Raw genomic sequence first — 20419 nt, 5'->3', positions numbered from 1 at the left:
AACGCCGCTCCCAGCAGGAGCAAGCCTCCGCCGGCCGCGATACCGACTCTGTTATTCAGGTTCATCATATCCTTGCCTTTAAGTTTTATAGTTATTGGCACATCAAGGGCGATTACAGCTGAGCAAGGTCTCCCTTGGTTTCCAGCCACGACTTACGATCACCTGAGCGCTTCTTGGCCAGCAACATGTCCATCAATGCCACAGTCTCGTCGACATCGTCTATGGTCAGTTGTACCAATCTACGGGTGTTGGGATCCATGGTCGTTTCCCTCAGTTGCAGTGGATTCATCTCACCCAGACCTTTAAAGCGGGTGACCTGCACTTTTCCTTTCTTGTTGTCTGCGGCAATCCTGTCAAGAATGCCTTGCTTTTCTGGCTCATCCAAAGCGTAAAACACTTCTTTGCCGATATCGATACGGAACAGTGGCGGCATAGCGATATACACATGCCCCTTTTCAACCAGAGTGCGATAATGTTTCAAAAACAGCGCGCACAGCAAGGTTGCTATGTGCAAACCATCCGAGTCAGCATCGGCGAGAATACAGATCTTGCCGTATCTGAGTTCGGAGATATCGTCGCTATCGGGATCGCAGCCTATGGCCACAGAAATATCGTGCACTTCCTGGGAGGCCAACACTTGGCTCGCTTCCACTTCCCAGGTGTTGAGAATTTTGCCCCGCAGCGGCATGATCGCCTGAAACTCTCTGTCCCTGGCCTGTTTGGCACTGCCACCGGCCGAGTCCCCTTCCACCAGAAACAGCTCGGAACGCGCCGGATCCTGACCTGTGCAGTCGGTCAGTTTACCGGGCAGCGCCGGGCCTGAAGTGACCTTCTTTCGGGCGACTTTCTTCGCTGCCTTGAGGCGCTTCTGGGCGTTGTTGATGCACATCTCGGCCAGCAGTTCGGCTTGATCTGTGTTGCTGTTGAGCCAGAGGCTGAAGGCATCACGCACCACACCCGACACAAACGCAGAACACTGGCGGCTGGAGAGTTTCTCCTTGGTCTGGCCGGCAAATTGCGGATCTTGCATCTTCACCGACAGAATAAAACTGGCCTTGTCCCAGATATCTTCCGGGCTAAGCTTAATCCCCCTTGGGATCAGGTTGCGAAACTCACAGAACTCACGCATCGACTCGAGCAGTCCCTGACGGAAACCGTTCACATGGGTACCCCCAAGCGGCGTTGGAATCAGGTTGACATAGCTTTCGCTGATACTGTCGCCGCCCTCAGGCAGCCAGGTAATGGCCCAGTCGGCGGCTTCCAGATTGGTCTTGATACTGCCGACAAAAGGCTCCTGTGGCAGCGCCGGGGCTTCTTTGAGGGAGTCTTTCAGATAATCGGTCAGGCCCTCTTCATAAAACCACTCATGGACCTCACCGTTTTGTTTGTTGGCGAAACGAATTCTGAGCCCAGGACAAAGTACCGCCTTGGCCCGCAACAGATAAGTCAGCTTGGTGACCGAAAAGTTCGGTGAGTCAAAATAGCTGGGGTCGGGCCAAAACTGCACCCGGGTGCCGGTATTGCGGCGCCCGCAGGTACCGGTTTCCCTGAGGCTCTCGGCCTTGTCGCCATGCTCAAAGGCCATTTCATACACTTTGGCATCGCGGCGAACCGTGATCTCAACCCTTTTGGAGAGGGCGTTAACCACAGAGATCCCCACCCCATGCAAACCACCGGAAAACTGATAGTTTTTGTTGGAGAACTTACCACCGGCATGCAGTTTGGTCAGGATCAGCTCGACCCCGGGGATCCCCTCCTCCGGGTGAATATCCACCGGCATACCACGGCCATCGTCTGTGACTTCCAGGGAGTTGTCTGTGTGTAACACCACATCGATTCGGGTTGCAAACCCTGCCAAAGCCTCATCGACACTGTTATCTATGACTTCCTGACCCAAGTGGTTGGGTCGGGTGGTATCGGTATACATGCCGGGACGGCGTTTTACCGGATCCAGTCCGTTCAGTACTTCAATGGCATCGGAGGTGTATTGATTGGTCATAGCGCACACTGTCTTTTATGTTCAGGCCATGGTGGGCCGCGAGGATCTGATTGTCAAGATAAGTGTAAAAAACGGCAGACTGCGTCCAGCTTGTCGCCGTAACCCACAAAACTATGGTTTCCACCGCTTTCCAGCAGCATCTCACAGCAGTGATATTTGCCCAGGGCCTGGCGATAATCCAGCACCTCATCGGCAGTCTGTAATAATACAAAAAAACGATCCGGATTGAGAATGACCGGCGTATCAAATTCAATCAGCTGCTGCTGATGTTGTGGCAATAATTGGTAATGTTCGTCGGTATAAGGGTTGTATTGCGGCCCCAAATAGTCGCTGAATAACTCAAAGGGACGCACCGCCGGGTTAATCAGTACCGCCTTGCCGCCATAGCGCTCCGCCAGCCAAGAGGCAAAATACCCGCCGAGGGATGAACCGATAAATGCCAGTGGCTCGCCCTTGGCTTTGGCCGCTTCGGTCAACTGAATCAACAGTTCCATCGCCGCCTTGGGCGAACTGGGTAGCTGTGGTTGCTCCAGTCGCACACCGGGAAAATGTTGTTCAATATAGGTGCGGGTAAGCACGGCCTTGTCAGACAAGGGAGAACTGTTGAAACCGTGAATGTAGAGCAGCATAGTTCCTCACAAGGGGCCACTGCTCCAAAGCAAATTCAGTAGCCGCTGGCCTCAGCATCCGGTGCGAAGCGCTCGCCCGGGATCCGATAAACATTGGTGAGCATGCTACCATCGGGTTTGAGCTCCAGCAAACGGTAGCCAGGCTGCAGTGCATCCAGCGCAAAATAGGAAGACAAGGGTTTAAATTGAATACAGGTCGATGGTGTCGCCATCAGAGATAACTTGTGGGTTTCACCCTGATATTCTGTATCCAATTGCTGATGAACATGGCCCCAGAGCATGCCCTTGACCTGAGGATAACGCCCCATCTCTTTGAGGAAATGGGCGCCATTATCCATACAGTGCTGATCCAGCCAGGTGCAGTCCACCAGCACAGGATTATGATGCATTACCAGCAGCACATGTTTGTCCGGTTCAGCGGCTATGGCACTGCGGATGATCTCAATTTCGCTTTCGGCCATATGGCCACCGGGCTTTCCACGCACTGTGGAGTCCAGCAAGATAATCTGCCAATTCCCGGCCAATACCCGTCTGTGACCATAGACACGCTCACCCTGCATATGCAGATACATGATCCTGGGGTCATCGTGATTGCCAGGCAGATAATGGCAGGGCAGATTCAGCGGTTTGATGGCTTCGACAAAGTTGCGGTAGGACTCACCGGAGTAATCCTGGCTAATGTCACCACTGGCCAGCAGCATGTCGGCGGGATACTTGACCGCCTGGATGGTATTGATAACGGCATTGAGACTGTTGGCGGTATTTACGCCAAGAAGCTGTCCTTCGGGATCGGCAAACAGGTGAGGATCTGTGATCTGCACCAAACGAACACTCTTGTCCTCAGGAATACTGTATGTGATTGCCTCTTTCAGCACTTTGATTACCCAATCTCAGGACTGACAAACGAGGCGCGCCTGACAGTCTATTTTCAATAACTCCTCCAGGAAGGCGTTTACCTGGTACTTTTCATCGCGGTGGTACATGCGTAAGTTTGGATAATCATACACTGGCCGCAATTGGTAAATCTGTCGGCTGCTTAACACTTCTGCTAATTTAGCATCATGATAAATCCGCACAGTGACCTTGGGGACAGGTATCAATCCGCCCTTTCCTACATGGCGGGAAATACTGACCAACTGGGTATAGCGGGTATTTTCCAGCAACTCGACATCCAGGCAGCCGAAATCCCCTTCTACCTGCCAGCTTTCACCCACTTCACCCTGCTCCGGCAACCAGCGCTGAATATGGCCATAGTTGCGGCCACACAGGGCTAAAAAGCGGCTGACATCCGGCTGGTATTTCTTGTCACTGTCTTTCTTGTTCATTGGCCTGGATTAAACTTTGATAGTTAAGCTGCAACCATTGCAGTCCGAGCACGGTCGAAGCATTGTCGATTTCGCCACTAAGCACCTTGGCATAAGCATCACTGCGGGAAAGCACATGCAACCTAATGTCTTCATGTTCTTCGGCCAAGCCATGCAGCCCTTTGGCCTTGGATGAATCCACCGCCGCCCAATAGAAGAAGAAGCGTTCACTGCAACCTCCGGGGCTGGAAAGATAGCTGCTTACGGCCGAAATTGCACTGGCATTGAGTCCGGTTTCTTCCAAAAGTTCCCGTTTGGCCACCTCATCGGCCACTTCGCTGGGGGCAATCATACCCGCCACCAACTCCAGCAGCCAAGGAGATTCACTGGTTTCCAGCGCAGGAAACCGCACCTGCTCAATCAACACCACTTTGTCTTCTTGCGGATCATAGGGTAAAACCACCACTGCATGGCCGCGCTCAAACACCTCACGAGTCACTTCATCGCTCCAGCCCCCGGCAAACAGCCGATGACGGAAACGGTATTCCTCCATACGGAAAAACCCACGGTATAGCGTGCGCTGCCCCAGCACCTGAACATCCTCTTTGGTGAATTTTTCTGCTGCCATTTTCACTCCGCTTTAGCTATAAAAGGTGCAATTTCAAACCACCCGGCACCATTTGCCAATAAAATCTGTTACACTTCCGAATTGACTTGAAAACGGTTGATTTTTTAGTATCAAAACCATTAAGTTTTGCTGTATCGGGAAGCGTCGGGAAGCGCAAACCGCCTTTATCAAAGGCATTAACAGTCTAACGAAGTTGAAACCGCCCGTCACAGGGTGTTTGTCTATAAGGACAGCCAATGAAATTCAAGATCCGCACTTTATGCGCGGCGTTAACGCTCGCAGTTTCTGCCCCGGCCGTTCAAGCCGACGATTTACTTCAGATATATCAGCAGGCATTAACCAATGATCCAGTGGTACTCCAGGCCAAGGCCCAAAGAGACCAGTTGTATGAGAAAATTGAAGAGAATCGCGCACCACTGCTGCCAACCATCAGTGCCAATGTCGGTTATGACAAAGCCTGGAACGATCCCAGTGCCGACACCAGCGGCCTGACAGGTGCGATTAAACTTAACCAGGTCATCTATGATCATTCTGCCTGGGTCGGTTTGAGCCTGGCGGAGAAAGCTGCATCACAGGCCGATGCCGTCTACGCCTCTGCCCTGCAGACACTGATCACCCGAGTAACAACCGCTTACTTTGACGTGTTGGCCGCCAAGGACAACTACGAGTTCAAAGGCGCCGAGAAGCGTGCCATCGAGCGTCAGTTGGAACAAACCAAACAGCGCTTTGCCGTTGGTCTGACAGCCATTACCGATGTTCATGAAGCTCAGGCTCAGTATGATCTGGCGACCGCCGATGAAATTTTGGCAGAGAATCAGTTGATCAACAGCTATGAAGCCCTGCGTGAAATCACCGGCATAGATCACAAGAGCATCGACATTCTGGATACCAACCGCTTCTCTGCGGCCAGCCCAACCCCGGCAGTGCCAGGCGATTGGCTTAAGATGGCCGAGACCAACAGTGTCGACCTGCTGACCCAGCGTATCGGTAAAGATATCGCCCAGGAAACCATCAACCTCTATAAGGCCGGCCATATGCCGTCTCTGAGCCTGAGCGCCGGTTATACCAAAGGCCTGGAGCAGGAAATCGGCAGCCAGAGCCAACCTGACTTCGATAACGGTACCGTTGGGGTTAACCTCAGTGTACCTATCTTTGAAGGTTTCAAGGTCAGCTCTCAGGTGAAACAGGCGCAATACGCCTATGTTGAAGCCAGCCAGAAGCTGGAACAGACTTATCGCCAGGTAGTCAAAAATGTTCGCAACAACTTCAACAACGTTGGTGCTTCTATCAGCTCCATCAAGGCCTATGAGCAATCAGTGCTCTCTTCCGAAAGTGCATTGAAAGCCACTCAAGCCGGTTTTGAAGTGGGTACCCGTACCATAGTTGACGTGCTGAACCGTACCCGGGATCTGTATGATTCCAAGCGTCAGCTGTCCAACGCCCGTTACGGCTATATCAAGTCGATATTGGCGCTGAAACAAGCCACAGGCACCCTGAATGAAGATGACGTCATCTCAATCAACAACGGCCTGACAGCTCCTGCACAGCAGTAAGCTGAAGCTTAACCAATAAAAAAACCGCCAACTGGCGGTTTTTTTGTGGCTAATCGACTGAAACGGAATTAGAACACCAATTCAACACCGGCAAAGAAGCCGTCAAACTGCATATTGCTGCTCATGCCGTTGAAGCCGTTCACGTCAAATTTAAAGTCACGGTAGCCGGCACGCACCCGGGTATCCAGCGCCACGCCATCAAACTCCCAGCCCAGACCTACTTGGTAGTCATAGACACTGGATTCATTGATACCGGCCAACACATCGGCAAAGGCGTACAAGCCGAAGAAAGGCAGGCCAACCTCGGCATTGGCATAACCCATGACCACACCGCTGTCGATATCACGCTGCTCAGGATGCCCTTTGTCTGCCACCCGGAAAGAACCATCCATCAACTTGTAGGCCCCACCCACATCCAGAGAAACCAGATCATTGTCCAGTAGCTCATAGTAAAGGATAAAGTCTGTGTTGCTCAGGTCGGCCGTAGCATACACATCACCGCTGAAGGTGTGGCCGTTGAAACTGAAGTTGGCATTGCTCATAGCGCCATCTTCTTTCAGGCGGTTTTCGCGGATCTTCAGGTTGGGCAGCAGTGGCACAGGGTGCTCAACGCTGAACCAAAGGCTGTACTGGGCGGAAGAGTCATAGTTGAACTCCTGCTGCGGCTGGCCTTTCTCGGCGAAAGTACCGCTGGCATCTCCTTTCCAGTAATCGGCGCCTACCTTAAAGCCTACGACTGTTGCTGCCTGGGCGGAGGTCGCCATCAAAGAAGCCAGCAAGGCTGTCGCCAATAAAGTCTTTTTCATAAATTAACCCTGTGAAAGCAAGTTGGTTAAATCAATCACCGCGGCATTGGCGCGGGACACATAGTTGGCCATCACCAAGGAATGGTTGGCCACCAAACCGAACCCGGAACCATTGAGGATCATTGGGCTCCAGACTGTTTGCTGAGTCGCTTCCAGTTCACGGATGATCTGTTTGAGACTCACTTCGGCATTCTTTTTCTTCAGTACGTCAGCAAAATCGACCTCTACGGCCTTCATGAAATTCAGCAAGGCCCAGGCAGAGCCTCTGGATTCATAGAAGACATCGTCTATTTGCCACCAGCTGGTCTTAATCTGCTGGCTCGCCAGGTTGGGGGTCGACTGACGCGCGGCACTGTCACCGGCCAGATCGGTATTCAGCCTCTCCTGACCAACACTGGCGGCCAGACGCTGTGACATGCTGCCCAAACGCTTCTGCACCTCTTTCAACCACTCATTGAGATTATCGGCGCGGGCATAAAACTGGGCATCCGGGTTATTGGGATCCATCATCCGCGCCCGGTAAACCTTCAATAGCTTGATGGCATCGCGATACTCGCTCTCGGCACTGGGCACCAGCCAACTGGTATGCTCGATATTCAGCTTGGAATGTGCTTCCAGCAGATCTTTGTCAGCGGTGGACTGAGACTGGGAGCGGCTGAACTCTTTGCGCATGATCAAGGCGAGATCCCGCACCTGTTCCAGGGCCCCGAATTCAAACGCAGGCATGTTGTCCATCATCACAGAAGGCGGCATCATGTCGTTGGACAACCAGCCTCCTTGCTTATCCAGCAAGGTCTCCATGGTTTCGATCAAGGCGCTGGTAGTGGCATAACCTGTAATTTTCTCTCCCTTTTCCGATGTCATCACCTTGGGCGTCAACACTTCGGGTTCAATACTCCACCAAACACTGATGCCGTATGCGATAACGAACACTATGACCGCTGCACCGACACCTTTTTTCCATGTCATTTGCATCCCGGGTTCTCCTTAATGATGGTGATGATGCTCTTGGGCTGCAGGAGCATCATTGGGGGATTTTACTTCGAGTTCGATATTGAGGGTGTCACCATTGGCAAAACTTAATGTCATAGGCACTTTTTGCCCCAGCTCTAACGGTGCCTTGAGGCCCATGATCATGATGTGATCGCCGCTGCTTTGCAGCGTCAACTGGCCATGCTCAGGCAGCGGGAAAGCTGCCACATGGCGCATTTTAACCAGGCCATCTTCTTCAATCAGGGTATGCAGCATGGCTTCACGGGCCACAGGGGTGCTGGCAGAAACCAGCTCAGTCGCCGCGCCATGGTTGCTGAGTGTCAGATACGCCGCCGTATTGGGAACAGAAGCGGGCATGGCCCGGATATATCCTTGTTCGAGCATTATGTTCGAGGCGAAGGCGCTGGCACTGATGCCGGCCAGCAAGATAACTTTAAACAGTTGTTTGAATATCGCCATCTATGTCTTAAACTCCATGTAAAACCCATTTCGTCAGCAAAGGAAACAACGAATGAGTACGATTCAGGTTCAGGATGAGCAGGGTGTACGCATCATACGTTTTAACCGTCCGGATAAACGTAACGCCCTCGATCTCGATATGTATAAGCAGCTTACAGAATACCTGATCCAGGGGGAAGCGGACAACGAGATCCGTGCCTTTCTGCTGACAGGCAGTGAAAACTGCTTTACTTCAGGCAATGATGTGGCGGATTTTCTCAAGCAGCCGGATCTGGGGCCTAACCACCCTGCGGTGCGATTTCTCTTTTGCCTGCTTGAGCTGAAAAAGCCCTTGGTCGCCGCTGTCAGCGGAGCCGCTGTCGGAATCGGCACCACGCTGCTGCTGCATTGTGACCTTGTCTATGCCGATAACACAGCCCAGTTCCGTTTGCCCTTTATCGACCTGGCACTGGTGCCTGAAGCCGGCTCCAGCCTGCTACTACCTGAATTAGTCGGCTATCAAAAGGCCTCTGAACTGCTGTTGCTGGGCGAAAGTTTCGATGCCGAAACGGCGCTGGATCTCAAACTCATCAACCGCATGTTGAGTCCGGTGGAGCTCTTCCCTTATGCGCTGGAAAAGGCCAAGGCTCTGGCCTCCAAACCACCTCAGGCGCTGCAACTCACCAGACAACTTATGCGGCCACACAAGAGCCGGGTACAACACCAGATGCATCAGGAGTTGGAACTCTTCGGCCAGCGTCTGCAGAGCGATGAAGCCAAAGCGGTTTTCCGCCAGTTTCTCAACAAAGGTTAAATCATCGAGGCTGAATCCAATGTTGCTGCGGCTGGGCTGACACCAAGCCAGTCGCAGCAACACTAGTCCTGCCATTGACTGGACTTGCCTATTCCCCATACTGCCAATGCCAAAACCAGCACGGGCCAAATCATTGCAAAGCCGCTGATAAACATCAGTAATGCCGCAGCAACACAAAGTACGCACACCACCGCCAACACACTGAAAGTCATTGCGGCCCACACCAATGCCAGCATCGCGGTTATCAGGGTCAACACCCAGCTCCAGTTCTCGGCATCCAGCCATAGAAACGGGCTACCCCAAATCCCCACTGACATAAACTCGCGGCTGAGCAGAGAGACCATAAGGATCAGCGCGCCGACTATGCTCCATACCAGTAACTGAGACAGCAACCTATATCTTCTGTGCTTGTTTCGACTCTTGTTATACATACTCATTTCACCCACTTGGGCCACAACAGTGCCAGGGCAAAGTAAGCCGTCAACCCGAGCAATGGGTGCATCAGAGTGATGACTGCGGCAACAATTCGGGTCCAGAATACCGACCAGCCAAAACGCTCGGCCATATCGCGGCATAGGCCACAGACGATGGAAGAATTTCCCTTGAGTGTACGTTCCAAATCAAACATAACTGACTCCGATTATCTCGTTAACTGTATCTGCCGGGCACCGCAGGCTAACAACGCCACCAGGGTGTAGCCAAGCAACGGCAGAAACATCAGTAGTGCCAAGGTGCTATTTATCCACATAGGCACCTCAATCGTTGGCTTGGGTCAGAACACTGGTCTCCACGGGTAATTCGGTGATCTGACTCAGGGTTTCTTGAGTCATCTCGTCGCTCAGTTGGGCCACACTACGCTCCAGTTCCTGTTGCAGGGAGGCCAGCATTTCACGCTTGGCACTGAGCAACATGGTCTGGGCCTGTTGACTCAGGTTCTGTTCAACAGCACTGAGGATAGGTTGAGTAGGCAGTACATCGGCCTGGGCTGAAACACTGGCTGAAGCCAAAACAACGCCAAGAAGCAAAGATTGAATAGTCAGGTTGGAAGTTTTCATGCTTGTCATCCCTTTCTGGTTAAGCTGAACGGGTCAGCGGTCAAGATGACTAATTCAAAGGACGTGCCAACTGGGAAAAACTTCAGTTAAGACTATGATATTAAATGAAATAAAAAACAAAAACGGCCAATCATTAACACAGAATGACTGACCGTAACAGCACAAAAATACAGCAATTTCCTATCTGTTGGTAAAAAGCACTATCACCATAGCGATTTTCACCACTCGGGTATTACAGCAAGGTCAAACTCCGCTGTGCATCATTTCACGAGCCTTAAGCAGCACTTCGATGCCGGCACCCGGCTTGTGGGCATTCTCGCTCAAATGACGGCGCCAACTGCGAGAACCGGGGATCCCCTGATACAGGCCTGTCATGTGTCTGCTGATATGATTCAAGCGGCCACCCGACTGCAGATGAGCTTCCACATAGGGCAACATGGCATCCACCACCTGATCGCGACTCATAACCTGGCTATCGAGGCCAAAGATCTTCTGATCCACCTCGGCCAACAGATAGGGATTTTGGTAGGCTTCACGCCCCACCATCACCCCATCCAACTGGGACAGATGGGCATGCATCTCTTCAAAGCTCTTGATACCACCATTGATGCTGATATGCAGGCCGGGAAAGTCCTGCTTCAATTGATACACCCTGGGATAATCCAATGGCGGGATCTCACGGTTTTCCTTGGGACTAAGCCCCTGCAACCAGGCCTTGCGGGCATGGATGATGAAAGTATCGCAGCCGGCGGCACTCACCTTGGTAATGAAGTCACAAAGAAATTCGTAGGAATCTTTATCATCTATGCCGATGCGGGTCTTGACCGTCACCGGAATATCTACCTTCTGGCGCATGGCATCGACGCAATGGGCCACCAGCTCTGGCTCTTCCATCAAACAAGCACCAAAGCGGCCGTTCTGTACTCTATCCGATGGGCATCCCACATTGAGGTTAACTTCGTCATACCCCCTTTGCCGGGCGATTTCGGCGCAGCGGGCCAGATCCTCAACATTGGAGCCACCCAGTTGCAATGCCAGCGGGTGCTCTTCCTGGTTATAAGCCAGATAATCGCCCTTGCCATGCAGTATCGCGCCTGTGGTCACCATCTCAGTGTAGAGCAGCGTCTGGCTCGACATCAGCCGGGCAAAGTAACGATAGTGGCGGTCCGTCCAATCCAGCATGGGGGCAATGGAGAATCGTCTATTGCCTGATATATCTCTAACTCCAGTAACTGTGCTGGATTCGATGGTTTTTGCGTTTGTCATATTATGGTTTATTTCTGTGCGTTTTGGTGTATTTTAGCGTTATCAGGTACCCATTGAGGTACCCAATTTTTTAGGATTAGGAACCCATATGGCCTTTTATAAAGTTGAACCCCGGGCGAAAGCGAACGGGGAGCCGCGCTATAAATGCACAGTGAGAGTCAAGTCCAAAGGGAAAATAGTATACAGCGACACCCGGACTTTTGGCAAAAATGCAGCCGCCGAGGCTTGGGGCAAAAAGCGGGTGGCTGAGTTGGAGCTCAACGGGGTACCCACCCAGGGTACCCAAACAATCTTGCTGCGAGATTTCATTGCCAAGGTGATAGACGATCCTCACATTGAACTAAAAAGAACCAAGCTTTATGTGCTGCAGATGCTTGCTGACTGTGAAATAGGCGCACTTCCTATTGATAAGATCACCTCTGCTGATGTTGTTAAGCACTGCAAGATGAGGCGCGAAGCTGGCGCCGGGCCAGCAACGGTTGCACACGATGTGAGTTATCTACGCTGGTGCCTGAAAACGGCCAGGGTAATGTTGAGCCTTGATATCACCGATGCGGCCGTGGTTGATTCCTATGAAGTGCTATACAACCAGAATCTTATTGGCAAGTCGGAACGCCGCCACCGCCGGCCAACGTCCGATGAGATAGAAAAGCTTAAAGAGGGGTTGCTGGCTAGATCAAGCCACAGGGCAAGCATTGGTATCCCCTACGTTGATATCCTTGATTTCTCGATACTCAGTTGCATGAGGATTGGGGAGGTATGCAGGATTAAGTGGGAAGACGTTGACGAGGCTCAACGCGCTGTATTGGTGATGGATAGAAAGGACCCACGTAAAAAATCCGGCAACCACATGCTGGTGCCATTACTGGGCGGTGCGTGGGAGATATTACAGCGACAACCAAAAGAGGATGACCGCATTTTCCCTTACAACGAAAAGAGTGTGACGGCCGGATTTCAGCGGGTTCGTAATGCTCTTGGTATCAGTGATCTGCGGTACCATGACTTGAGGCGTGAAGGGGCAAGCAGGCTGTTTGAAAAGGGATATAGCATTGACGAGGTAGCCCAGGTCACTGGTCACAGGAACATTAATACACTCTGGCAAGTTTACACTGAGCTATTTCCTAAGCGCCTGCACGATAAGGATTTTTTGAAATGATAAAACATTGGTATTCTTAAGATGTTTTGCATCAAATAATAATAGAAATTTTTGAAATAAAAAACTTGCAAATGGTCGCGATTGCGACCATAATAAATTCAACGGTTCGGCAATGGGTCGAACCAACTCAGAAAAGTGAGATAAATTATGAACAACAATCAAATCGTTTTTTCAGCTGTTACTGGTTTTGAAGCCTCTTATAAACCAATGGGTGCAGCACAGGAATACAACACATCAGATTTTGACGAAATTCATTCAGTCGTTGAGGGTACAGTTGATAATGCTGATATTCTTGGCTTAGAGATAAACACTTCTGAGGTTGATATTGATGAAGTAACAAAAGCAATATTCAACTTTCACAATTGCGAGTCTGGTCAAGGCTCCGACTTGGATTGTATATTTAATAGCTTATCTTAATTACGAAGCGGCCGCAGCGCCGCTTTTTTATTGGAGTTATTATGACTAACTACGAACTAAAGCAGCTTAGACGCTTACTGTTTCTCGAAGTTAATGAGGCGGCTAGGTTGATAGGCGACTGTGAACCTCGAACATGGCAGCGCTGGGAAAAAGGGGATCGCCAAGTTCCTGGTGATGTAATAGAAACATTGCAAATGCTGGCATTGTCTAGGTATGAAATGCTGCAATTTGAATTCGATGAAACCAATCCTAACTACCGTTATTTCGAAACCTATGATGAATTTAAGGAGGCAGGTGGTGGAGGTAACGAATTAAAGTGGCGTTTGGCACAATCTGTATCTGCAGCATTGTTATGTGAACGCTCTGCTGATTATTGGAGAACGCAAGAGATTGTTCGTCCTGAGTAATTTTAGTTGCCAAATGATCAGTGCTAGCGCCGATTTATTATGTAAAGTAATAAAACCCTTTACCAAAGCTATAAGTTCAGACAAGGATTTGCGAGTGCGGCAAGTCGGGCGCCGGGCCCAGTACCCGGCCATCCTGAATATAAACGTATGAGCCAACATTGCCGCTGCCGGTTGCCCGGAATGTTTTACCGCTTCGCGTGGTTGCAGTCACTGTGCCATCGGCGTTCTCGGCGTTCACCTTGGCTATCTCCCGCGCTGGCAGCAGCTCACGTTTCAGTTGTTTCAGCATTATGCCCCCTGTCTGATTAAACCAGCGTTCTGGCGCACGGTAAGGCCGCTACTGCTCATGTTTGCGCTGATGGTCACGGTATCACACAGCGCCTTATAGACTTCACCGCGCCAGGTAATACCAATCAGCTGGCCAGGGCGCAGCGGCGGCAAGTCGGCCATCACTGTGGTGTTGATACTGACTCTGCGCTTGGTACCTGAATCGGCAATGGCATTGGTACCTGCCAGCCGGGCGGCCTGGGTATCAACAATCAGCATGTTGCTGATATCGTCTGTTGGTTCGTCACCGGCGGTACCATTAAGCCGAACCTCTACCGAAACGCCCTGCTGTTCCCCGCGCACCCAGGCGACATTGCATTGCTGGCCACGTTCTGTTTGCTCGCTGTGATTGAAGATCACCGCATCGTGCAGCAATACGTCAGGAATTGCGGCGGCCATGCTCCAGGGCGTATAGGTCCAGCGCGGCAGGATCCTGAGTTTGCTGTTATCTTCGTCCGGGTCCACCATGCAGCCAACCAGCCCGGCCAACTCGGCCACAGCATCCAGCGGCGTTTTGCCGCTAACTGAGCAAACCCCTGCCGGGATCACAAAGTCAGGTACCTGTACCAGCTCGATGCTCCAGCCGCTGTTGGCTACAATATCGCTCAGGCAACCGGCGAATGACCGGGCCGCTTGATTGTGGTAACTGATCTCACGCTTCCAGGGCCAGGCCAACTGAGAAGCCCGGCCCCTGGCGGCTGAGGTGTAGCTGTTAGAGGCCCAGGCTTCGCTGCTGCTCGGCGCCTCGGCCAGCAAGTAAAACTCATAGCCGTTAATGCCAATACGCAGCACCTCATCAACTGCCAGTAGCGCATCACCTTTGCTTGAGAACTTGATGCTGCCAGAGGTCACAAACTGGCTACGGCTGTCGGTTATGCTCACTTCGGTGATCACCAGCTCGCGGTTATCTGAGAGGCGGTGACAGGTCAGTGTCGGTTGCATTAAATACAGTCTCCGGATCTGTGGTTCAATGGGGACTTTGAGATCAAGCGGTGGCTGAACTGGGTTAGCATCTATCAAGCCGCCGCCATCATCCCAGTAGCAATGCCGTGGGTTTGGCTTGAACTTCAAGCTGACTGGGCTCTGGTTGTCCTGCCAAGGTTCACTGAAACGGATAGTGATTGGCCCTGGCTCAGGTGGCAGGTAGGCATCAGAGCAAATCCAAACGCCCCGATGCGGCCCCCATGCTATGGCAGGTTCTGCGCCGCGCTGATCTTCATGGCTGTAGCTGATCTCAGTTTCGCCATAGCATTCAATACCAAAGGCCCAAGCAATGGGCTGAGGTAAATAAACACTGCTAAGCGCTTTCCATCCAAGCTGCCAGATGGCTTGCCAGGCTGCAGGGTTTAACCAGCGAATACCGGCGGCCGTCTGCAGCGGTACCGGCAGGCGCCAGGTAACTGCAGTTGAATGCTGCAGAGCATCTTTGCTTTGCCAGTTTGTCAGCACCTCAATGCCATGCTGCCTGCCTTGGCTCCAGTAAACCTGCAGCCTGTCGGCAATGGCCGTAGGGCTCTGCCAGCTGAGTGCCAGCTGGGCGGTAGTGTGCGGCCCAACCATAGGCAGCTGCAGCTGCTGCTCAGTCTGGTGATTATGGATCCAGCGAATAGCGATATCGGCGCCGAGAGAAGGCTCTGGAATATCCGGCCCGGGATCCGGTGGGATATCACCACCAAATCTAATTTCAACCGGGGAAGTTAAATTCTGCCATGGTTGGCTGAATGTAATGGCTATCCCGCCCCTATCGAATCTTGGTGATACCGGCGATTGAAGATCGATCCATGCTTTGCTGAATCTCAACATCAGTTATCCTTAGACTAAGGGGATATTGCCATCACCCGGCTCAAGCTTTATACCGTCCAAAACTGCAGCATTGAATTGCCTGTCATCATCCAGCAATAGCAACAAAATATCATTCATGTGCTGATAAATAGGCGGCAAGCAAATGCTCTTGATATGTCCAGAGGCAAAGTCTCCGGTGCGAAGCACCATCATTCGACTGCGATCTAAAACAATAAAGCGCTCAGCCTGTGGGTCAGCGTCCATGGTCAGCTTTGACATTGGGGTAGGTGTTACCCTGTCTGGCATTATTCCTAGTAGTTTACTCATACCATACCTCTGCATTTATCCAATAACTACAACCACCATTGTGAGGGTTAGGTACAAGGTAGTGCTGTTGGCCGAATATCTCTTTGGTTACAGGCCAAAGCTGGTCTGAATATGCTGATGACGATGAAACAAGGATTCCCGGCCAAGTACCTCTGATAGGTGGCTGCAATACGCTATTAACAAAAGGGATACCCTGGGAATCCTGATATTCAGTCGTTACCTGTGTGGGGTGATATCCATCCAACCCAATAATAAACTTACCGTAGACAGGGTTTGGAGAGCCCACTCCAGGTGCTGCGGTGGAACTGTTGAATAGATTTCCTAATGGAAAGATAAGCTCATGCCTTTTTCGGGTATCAGCGCCTGTCACTTCACCATACCGACCAACTTCATGCCCATCATAAATATACCCAATACTGAATTGATAGTTTCCTGATGCGTTATCGCTGCTAGCCTTGCCAAAGATACCGAAGCCATTAACATCATTTAAATAACAAGAATCCAGTGATCCAACGCCAAAAGTCGGGTTGTCTCTGGTTCCCATGGCCATATACGGATACTGGGTGCTTGAGGTTAAAATATAGAATGCCAGTGAGGTTGCCAGCACAATCCACCTGTCCGGATATGATGAACCACCAAATGTATATAGATAGCTTGCGCCAGGTGTGGTGTTCCAGTCTGGATCAATCTGTGTAATTAACGGGGCTGTCTGAATGGAAATTAGGTTATTGTTGCGTCCATCCTTATACCTACTCCAGAAATGCATAAATCCACCTGGGTAACCTGGAACGTCTGCAGCTGTCCTAAAAACTATCTTCTCATTAGTGGCATCTTCCAAGGCCACAGACCACCCGGCAGGCTGTTTGGTGCCATATCCATCAACCAAGCACTTGCGAAGGATCTCAATCCATTCAGCATAAGTTCTATTTTGCAGCTGAGGTGCGCCGGGATCGTCCCAGCGGTAAACCGTTACTGGTAAAGACATTTGATAAACTCCAAATTAAGGCCCGGTTGGGCTGAGACTTTGATTACGATTCGGTACCACGGAAGCTGAGCACAGATTTATCATCGGTTATCTGGCTGTGGCCGCTCTGGACTGAGCGAATTGCCTGGACTGGTTTTGATGCAGCATACTGCTGGAACCTGGCCGCTTCACCCGGTTGCCAGCCGCCGCCGAACGCGCCTTGGCGAATGATGAAAAATGGCAGTCCTGTAGCCGGGTTGTTTGGAATAAAGTCATTCAATGTGTCACCAGTGGCCACCTGGCCCCGACCGCGGCCAATGAGCTTGAAGGTTTCCCCTGAGCCGGTAAACACCAGCGCCCAGTCTTCATTTACCGCGCTTTCGTTGACCACTTCGATGGGGTATTCAATCACGTTCAAGCTGCCATTTGCTGGCGCCCCGTCTTGATCCCAATTTCCATCCCAGGCGGTCATATCGCGCACTTCACCGATGCGGGATTCCAGCTCACCGAGTTTGAGAATGCTCGATACTGTGGCGCCAAGCTGATAGTCATTTTTCAATTGGCCGGCGAGCAGCAAAGAGTTATCTGATACCCCAGTTACCATGGCCAGCTCGCCAATGGTGTCTGACAGAATGAAAGGCGCGGTGAAGCCAGGGAACGCGCTCTGGATTGTTACCACGCCGGTTTCTTTGTCATGCTCGAAATGCTGATCGTCTACTGTCCAGAGGCTGAGGCCATCGGCATCCGTGATATCAACAAAACGGGCATTCTGGCGCACGTTGAGCGTTTGCCCTGCCTGCGGGTTATTCACCGGCTGAAAGTTGCTGTGCTGAACGCTGACAGTGCCGAACTTGCGGAAAATATCGACCTGGCCACCGCCGGGGATCCTCAGCGGGTTCAGACCATACATTTCTGGCGGCGGCAGCAGCCGCACACGTTCAGTGAGGTCATAGGTTAGAGTGCTGAGGTTGACCGGCTGATCAAACGTCAGGGTTACCAGGCCGTTGCTGATAGTGCCGTTTACCCCGGCGCCGGTTACCGTTCCGTCATTATTGCCGCTGGCACTGAGCAGTGAACCGGCAACCGCTTGCACTTGGATATAGAGCGAGTCCAGCAGAGGATCCTGAGAGTTGAGATTGAACGCACATTCGGTTTCGCCTACCTGGCTGCGGATCAAAAACTGTATGTCACGGTCACTGTATCCCTGTTCAAATGTGACTATGCCGCCCTCATAGTCAACAATCGCAACTCTGGTGTTAAAGCTGTATAGAGCATTATCTTTCTCTGATGTAATCTTGGCGGCCCATCCGTTTGACTCTTCGTTGGCGTTACCAAAGAAGCTGCCTTCTGCGATTATCGCCCCCTGGGGCAGTGGGTCGGCCAGCATGTGTTCTTGATACACCTCTGAGCTGATATAGGCACATGACACTTCCGAGCCCAAATCCGGCTTGCGTGTCAGTGTCGCGGCAATTTCACCTGTGCCAACCGTGACCACTGCTTCCTCGTTGCCGTAGATCACGCCGCCGGAAATGAAGCTAATCACCGGCTGATAATCCACGTTCTGGTTTTCACCCTGCAGCACATCAGCCGCTGGCCAGCTGTAGCTCTGGGCGCCACTGGCTGCAGTGGTCACTATCTTGCGCACAATGCTGTTATCGCCTGCAGTGATACGGATCCCCGCCTTAGTTTGCTCAGTGACAATAGCAGGCAGCAGCTGCTGCTTGGTTTCCTTCACCGCCAGGCTGTTATCACCGGAAGCAGCAGGGGCCGTCAGCTTAGTGACACCGTGGAAAATCACATTGTCGGCCGAGTTGGTGAGGCGCAGCTTGGTGCAGTTGGCCTCACCGTTGATCAACCTGTCATGTTCAGGGGTCGCAAAATCAATCGGCGGGTCAAACACTATGTTGCCGATGTTGTTACCTGGTGCATTGGTTTCAGTCACCATCGCGTAATGAGTGCGGCGCGGCCAGTTCTTATCCTCCTGACCCTCATACTCGGTTGAAATGGCAATGATCTGCCCTACCCTGAGATCTATCCTGCGCACGTATTCTTTGCCGTTTAGCATGTAAATGCTTTCCAGATATTCGCGACTGAAAGAGTTTTGATTTGGCAGGAACCCGGGCGCCCCGGATCGAAACAGTGAACCGGCAGTAACCGATGACTCAATGGCGTTAACCATTTCCGGCATGCGGCTGGCATCATCCAAGGTTGGCGACTCCACCAGAAACAGATTGACCAGGGGATCCTGAGGGGGCGAAGACCAGAAAACGTGCGCCCCGCGCAGTGTTGCCGTATCCTGGGTGACCAGTGACGGAAACGCTTTGGCGATATCAATGGCGGCCTCAGCGTGATCCACATCGGAAATGGCCCGGAATAATTCATTCAGGATCCCCGACCGAATGGGGTTAAGAGTACGCTGGCCCCCGGCATCTTCGTTCTGGCCAAGCTTTTCTGGTTTGTAAACTATCAGATTGTTCCGATTAATCACGATGCTATGCCTCTGCAGTCAGGAATTTAAGAACGACATTGCTCAGCAGCGAGTCGCCGCCGACTGTTGGGAATAGATCCTCCCCGACAACAGCCGGGCCATCGCGGTTATCCCAGATCACATTCCAGCTGTTGCCATCGAGTTCCAATTCAAACGGGGTGAGGGTTGAATAGTTGTGCTGTTGCAGCGCTTCAAAATCTGCGCGGGTCATCCCCGAGTTGGCGGTGCCGATCACCAAGGGGAACCCGCCAGGCAAAACAAATTGCTCGTATATCAGGGACCCATTCCCGCCGCGCTCTGCCACTGCCTGAACTCGCTGCTGTTCGTTTTGGTTCAACCAGAGCAACTGCTGATGCTCTGGGATAATGGTGTCAATGCGCTGCATTAGCCCCCCTGGGTCAGTTTTGCTTTCTCGATAGAACGCAGCAGCTCGTCCAACTGATCTTTATTGGTATCCAGTTGGGTACGGCGCCCCTCAACAACCAGAGTCAGCGTGGCGTTATAGCTATTGCCGAAACTGACCTGACTGGTTGTTTGTTTGGGTTGGGCTTGCTGCTGGGTAGAAGTGGGGTTTGATTGGGTGTCGCGCTGGTTCTGCTGTTGCTGGGCTTTAACTTCCTCAGTGCGATACTTGTAAACTTTGTTCAGCGTCTGCTCGGCGCGGCGCAGTTGATCAAGCAGCTCCCTGTCGCCGGTCTTTTCAGCCTCGGCCAGCTGGCTTTTGATATCGGCCAACTCTTGTTGATAACGGCGCTTCTCAATATCGGCTTGACGACCTTCGTACTCGTCCAGCTCATCCAGCAATGAGCTGAGCGTGTCTGACGCCGAGTCTTTCAGAGCGTCCATTCTCGAACGCGCCTTATCTATTGCGGCAGTGAGCAGATCAAGATCCTGTTCGTTCAATAGCCCCAGGGTCTTGCTTGCATGTTCGGCACTACGCAGCAATTGCATGTTGGCACTGTCAGTATCGTCTAATGCTTCAACTAACTTCAGCAACTCTACACGCTGTTCGTAGTAGGCCATTTGAGCGGATTTGCTGGCTATGTCCTGCTCATACTGCCAGCGG

Annotated in this window: 23 protein-coding genes and 1 pseudogene; 5 read left to right on the top strand and 19 right to left on the bottom strand. The window is 51.8% G+C overall.

The annotated features are described in order from the left end of the window. Window positions 1–112: 112 nt before the first annotated feature. Genes parE through nudF form a run of 5 tightly spaced genes read right to left on the bottom strand, consistent with a single transcriptional unit; the run spans window position 113 to window position 4560 of the window. Window positions 113–1999 carry a DNA topoisomerase IV subunit B gene (gene parE / locus HCX89_RS10860; RefSeq protein ID WP_025009362.1) on the bottom strand — a complete coding sequence of 629 codons (1887 nt, stop codon included), beginning with the start codon at window positions 1997–1999 and terminating at the stop codon, window positions 113–115. A 53-nt stretch (window positions 2000–2052) separates the two neighbouring features. Further along, window positions 2053–2628, bottom strand: coding sequence for a YqiA/YcfP family alpha/beta fold hydrolase (locus tag HCX89_RS10855; protein ID WP_144379770.1), 576 nt, complete (start codon window positions 2626–2628; stop codon window positions 2053–2055). Window positions 2629–2663: 35 nt separating this feature from the next. Beyond that, on the bottom strand, window positions 2664–3503 hold the full coding sequence (gene cpdA / locus HCX89_RS10850) for a 3',5'-cyclic-AMP phosphodiesterase (RefSeq protein ID WP_025009361.1): 840 nt from the start codon (window positions 3501–3503) through the stop codon (window positions 2664–2666). Between the two features lie 15 nt (window positions 3504–3518). Further along, window positions 3519–3953, bottom strand: a complete 435-nt coding sequence (locus HCX89_RS10845) for a DUF1249 domain-containing protein (RefSeq protein WP_028779682.1) — start codon at window positions 3951–3953, stop codon at window positions 3519–3521. Then, on the bottom strand, window positions 3934–4560 hold the full coding sequence (gene nudF / locus HCX89_RS10840; protein ID WP_144220573.1) for an ADP-ribose diphosphatase: 627 nt from the start codon (window positions 4558–4560) through the stop codon (window positions 3934–3936). Before nudF ends, HCX89_RS10845 begins: the two co-directional genes overlap by 20 nt. Window positions 4561–4796: 236 nt before the next feature. Between nudF and tolC the strand changes: the two genes are divergently transcribed. Continuing rightward, window positions 4797–6113, top strand: a complete 1317-nt coding sequence (tolC, locus tag HCX89_RS10835; protein WP_144379768.1) for an outer membrane channel protein TolC — start codon at window positions 4797–4799, stop codon at window positions 6111–6113. 68 nt (window positions 6114–6181) lie between these two features. On the opposite strand, the gene HCX89_RS10830 is transcribed toward tolC, so the two are convergent. From HCX89_RS10830 to HCX89_RS10820, 3 genes are read right to left on the bottom strand one after another with little or no spacing between them, the layout of a single operon-like run. Further along, the gene (locus HCX89_RS10830) at window positions 6182–6919 is read right to left on the bottom strand and encodes a TIGR04219 family outer membrane beta-barrel protein (protein WP_025009357.1); all 738 of its coding nucleotides are present in this window, start codon (window positions 6917–6919) and stop codon (window positions 6182–6184) included. 3 nt (window positions 6920–6922) lie between these two features. Beyond that, complete coding sequence (locus HCX89_RS10825; RefSeq protein WP_025009356.1) at window positions 6923–7894, bottom strand: DUF2333 family protein; 972 nt, start codon at window positions 7892–7894, stop codon at window positions 6923–6925. 12 nt (window positions 7895–7906) lie between these two features. Then, window positions 7907–8371: a copper chaperone PCu(A)C gene (locus HCX89_RS10820; protein ID WP_037436342.1), complete on the bottom strand. Its 465-nt coding sequence runs from the start codon at window positions 8369–8371 to the stop codon at window positions 7907–7909. Window positions 8372–8423: 52 nt separating this feature from the next. Between HCX89_RS10820 and HCX89_RS10815 the strand changes: the two genes are divergently transcribed. Next, window positions 8424–9164 (top strand): enoyl-CoA hydratase, encoded by a 741-nt coding sequence (locus HCX89_RS10815; RefSeq protein WP_025886877.1) that lies wholly within the window; start codon window positions 8424–8426, stop codon window positions 9162–9164. 62 nt (window positions 9165–9226) lie between these two features. On the opposite strand, the gene HCX89_RS10810 is transcribed toward HCX89_RS10815, so the two are convergent. The 4 genes from HCX89_RS10810 to dusA form a co-directional block, all read right to left on the bottom strand. Further along, window positions 9227–9601 (bottom strand): hypothetical protein, encoded by a 375-nt coding sequence (locus HCX89_RS10810; protein WP_144128731.1) that lies wholly within the window; start codon window positions 9599–9601, stop codon window positions 9227–9229. Next, the gene (locus HCX89_RS10805; RefSeq protein WP_025009353.1) at window positions 9598–9792 is read right to left on the bottom strand and encodes a PspC domain-containing protein; all 195 of its coding nucleotides are present in this window, start codon (window positions 9790–9792) and stop codon (window positions 9598–9600) included. Before HCX89_RS10805 ends, HCX89_RS10810 begins: the two co-directional genes overlap by 4 nt. Window positions 9793–9919: 127 nt before the next feature. After that, on the bottom strand, window positions 9920–10219 hold the full coding sequence (locus HCX89_RS10800) for a hypothetical protein (protein ID WP_025886875.1): 300 nt from the start codon (window positions 10217–10219) through the stop codon (window positions 9920–9922). Between the two features lie 243 nt (window positions 10220–10462). Beyond that, complete coding sequence (gene dusA, locus HCX89_RS10795; protein WP_167716047.1) at window positions 10463–11485, bottom strand: tRNA dihydrouridine(20/20a) synthase DusA; 1023 nt, start codon at window positions 11483–11485, stop codon at window positions 10463–10465. Between the two features lie 88 nt (window positions 11486–11573). Between dusA and HCX89_RS10790 the strand changes: the two genes are divergently transcribed. The 3 genes from HCX89_RS10790 to HCX89_RS10780 all read left to right on the top strand — a co-directional run bounded on the left by HCX89_RS10790 (window position 11574) and on the right by HCX89_RS10780 (window position 13465). Beyond that, window positions 11574–12641 carry a site-specific integrase gene (locus HCX89_RS10790; RefSeq protein WP_167716045.1) on the top strand — a complete coding sequence of 356 codons (1068 nt, stop codon included), beginning with the start codon at window positions 11574–11576 and terminating at the stop codon, window positions 12639–12641. A 147-nt stretch (window positions 12642–12788) separates the two neighbouring features. Continuing rightward, window positions 12789–13058, top strand: a complete 270-nt coding sequence (locus HCX89_RS10785) for a hypothetical protein (RefSeq protein WP_144222236.1) — start codon at window positions 12789–12791, stop codon at window positions 13056–13058. A 41-nt stretch (window positions 13059–13099) separates the two neighbouring features. Continuing rightward, window positions 13100–13465, top strand: a complete 366-nt coding sequence (locus tag HCX89_RS10780; RefSeq protein WP_144222235.1) for a DUF1870 family protein — start codon at window positions 13100–13102, stop codon at window positions 13463–13465. 76 nt (window positions 13466–13541) lie between these two features. On the opposite strand, the gene HCX89_RS10775 is transcribed toward HCX89_RS10780, so the two are convergent. The 7 genes and pseudogenes from HCX89_RS10775 to HCX89_RS10745 form a co-directional block, all read right to left on the bottom strand. Then, window positions 13542–13754: a hypothetical protein gene (locus tag HCX89_RS10775; RefSeq protein ID WP_025009603.1), complete on the bottom strand. Its 213-nt coding sequence runs from the start codon at window positions 13752–13754 to the stop codon at window positions 13542–13544. After that, entirely contained in the window at window positions 13754–15595 is a 1842-nt protein-coding gene (locus tag HCX89_RS10770; RefSeq protein WP_167716043.1) for a hypothetical protein, read from the bottom strand. Before HCX89_RS10770 ends, HCX89_RS10775 begins: the two co-directional genes overlap by 1 nt. Window positions 15596–15604: 9 nt before the next feature. Next, window positions 15605–15853 (bottom strand): hypothetical protein, encoded by a 249-nt coding sequence (locus HCX89_RS10765; protein WP_208149128.1) that lies wholly within the window; start codon window positions 15851–15853, stop codon window positions 15605–15607. A gap of 40 nt (window positions 15854–15893) precedes the next feature. After that, window positions 15894–16886 carry a hypothetical protein gene (locus HCX89_RS10760; RefSeq protein WP_167716039.1) on the bottom strand — a complete coding sequence of 331 codons (993 nt, stop codon included), beginning with the start codon at window positions 16884–16886 and terminating at the stop codon, window positions 15894–15896. 43 nt (window positions 16887–16929) lie between these two features. Then, window positions 16930–19353: a hypothetical protein gene (locus HCX89_RS10755; RefSeq protein WP_368039297.1), complete on the bottom strand. Its 2424-nt coding sequence runs from the start codon at window positions 19351–19353 to the stop codon at window positions 16930–16932. A 4-nt stretch (window positions 19354–19357) separates the two neighbouring features. Further along, window positions 19358–19738 carry a hypothetical protein gene (locus HCX89_RS10750; protein ID WP_123115653.1) on the bottom strand — a complete coding sequence of 127 codons (381 nt, stop codon included), beginning with the start codon at window positions 19736–19738 and terminating at the stop codon, window positions 19358–19360. Further along, a pseudogene (locus HCX89_RS10745) lies at window positions 19738–20419 on the bottom strand (phage tail protein); the annotation flags it as partial. The gene HCX89_RS10750 and the pseudogene HCX89_RS10745, both read right to left, overlap by 1 nt.

Source organism: Shewanella sp. Iso12 (genome assembly GCF_012030025.1).
Classification (GTDB): domain Bacteria; phylum Pseudomonadota; class Gammaproteobacteria; order Enterobacterales; family Shewanellaceae; genus Shewanella; species Shewanella algae.
Note: the sequence above shows the minus strand (reverse complement) of the source record. Positions and strands in the feature narration are given on the sequence as shown.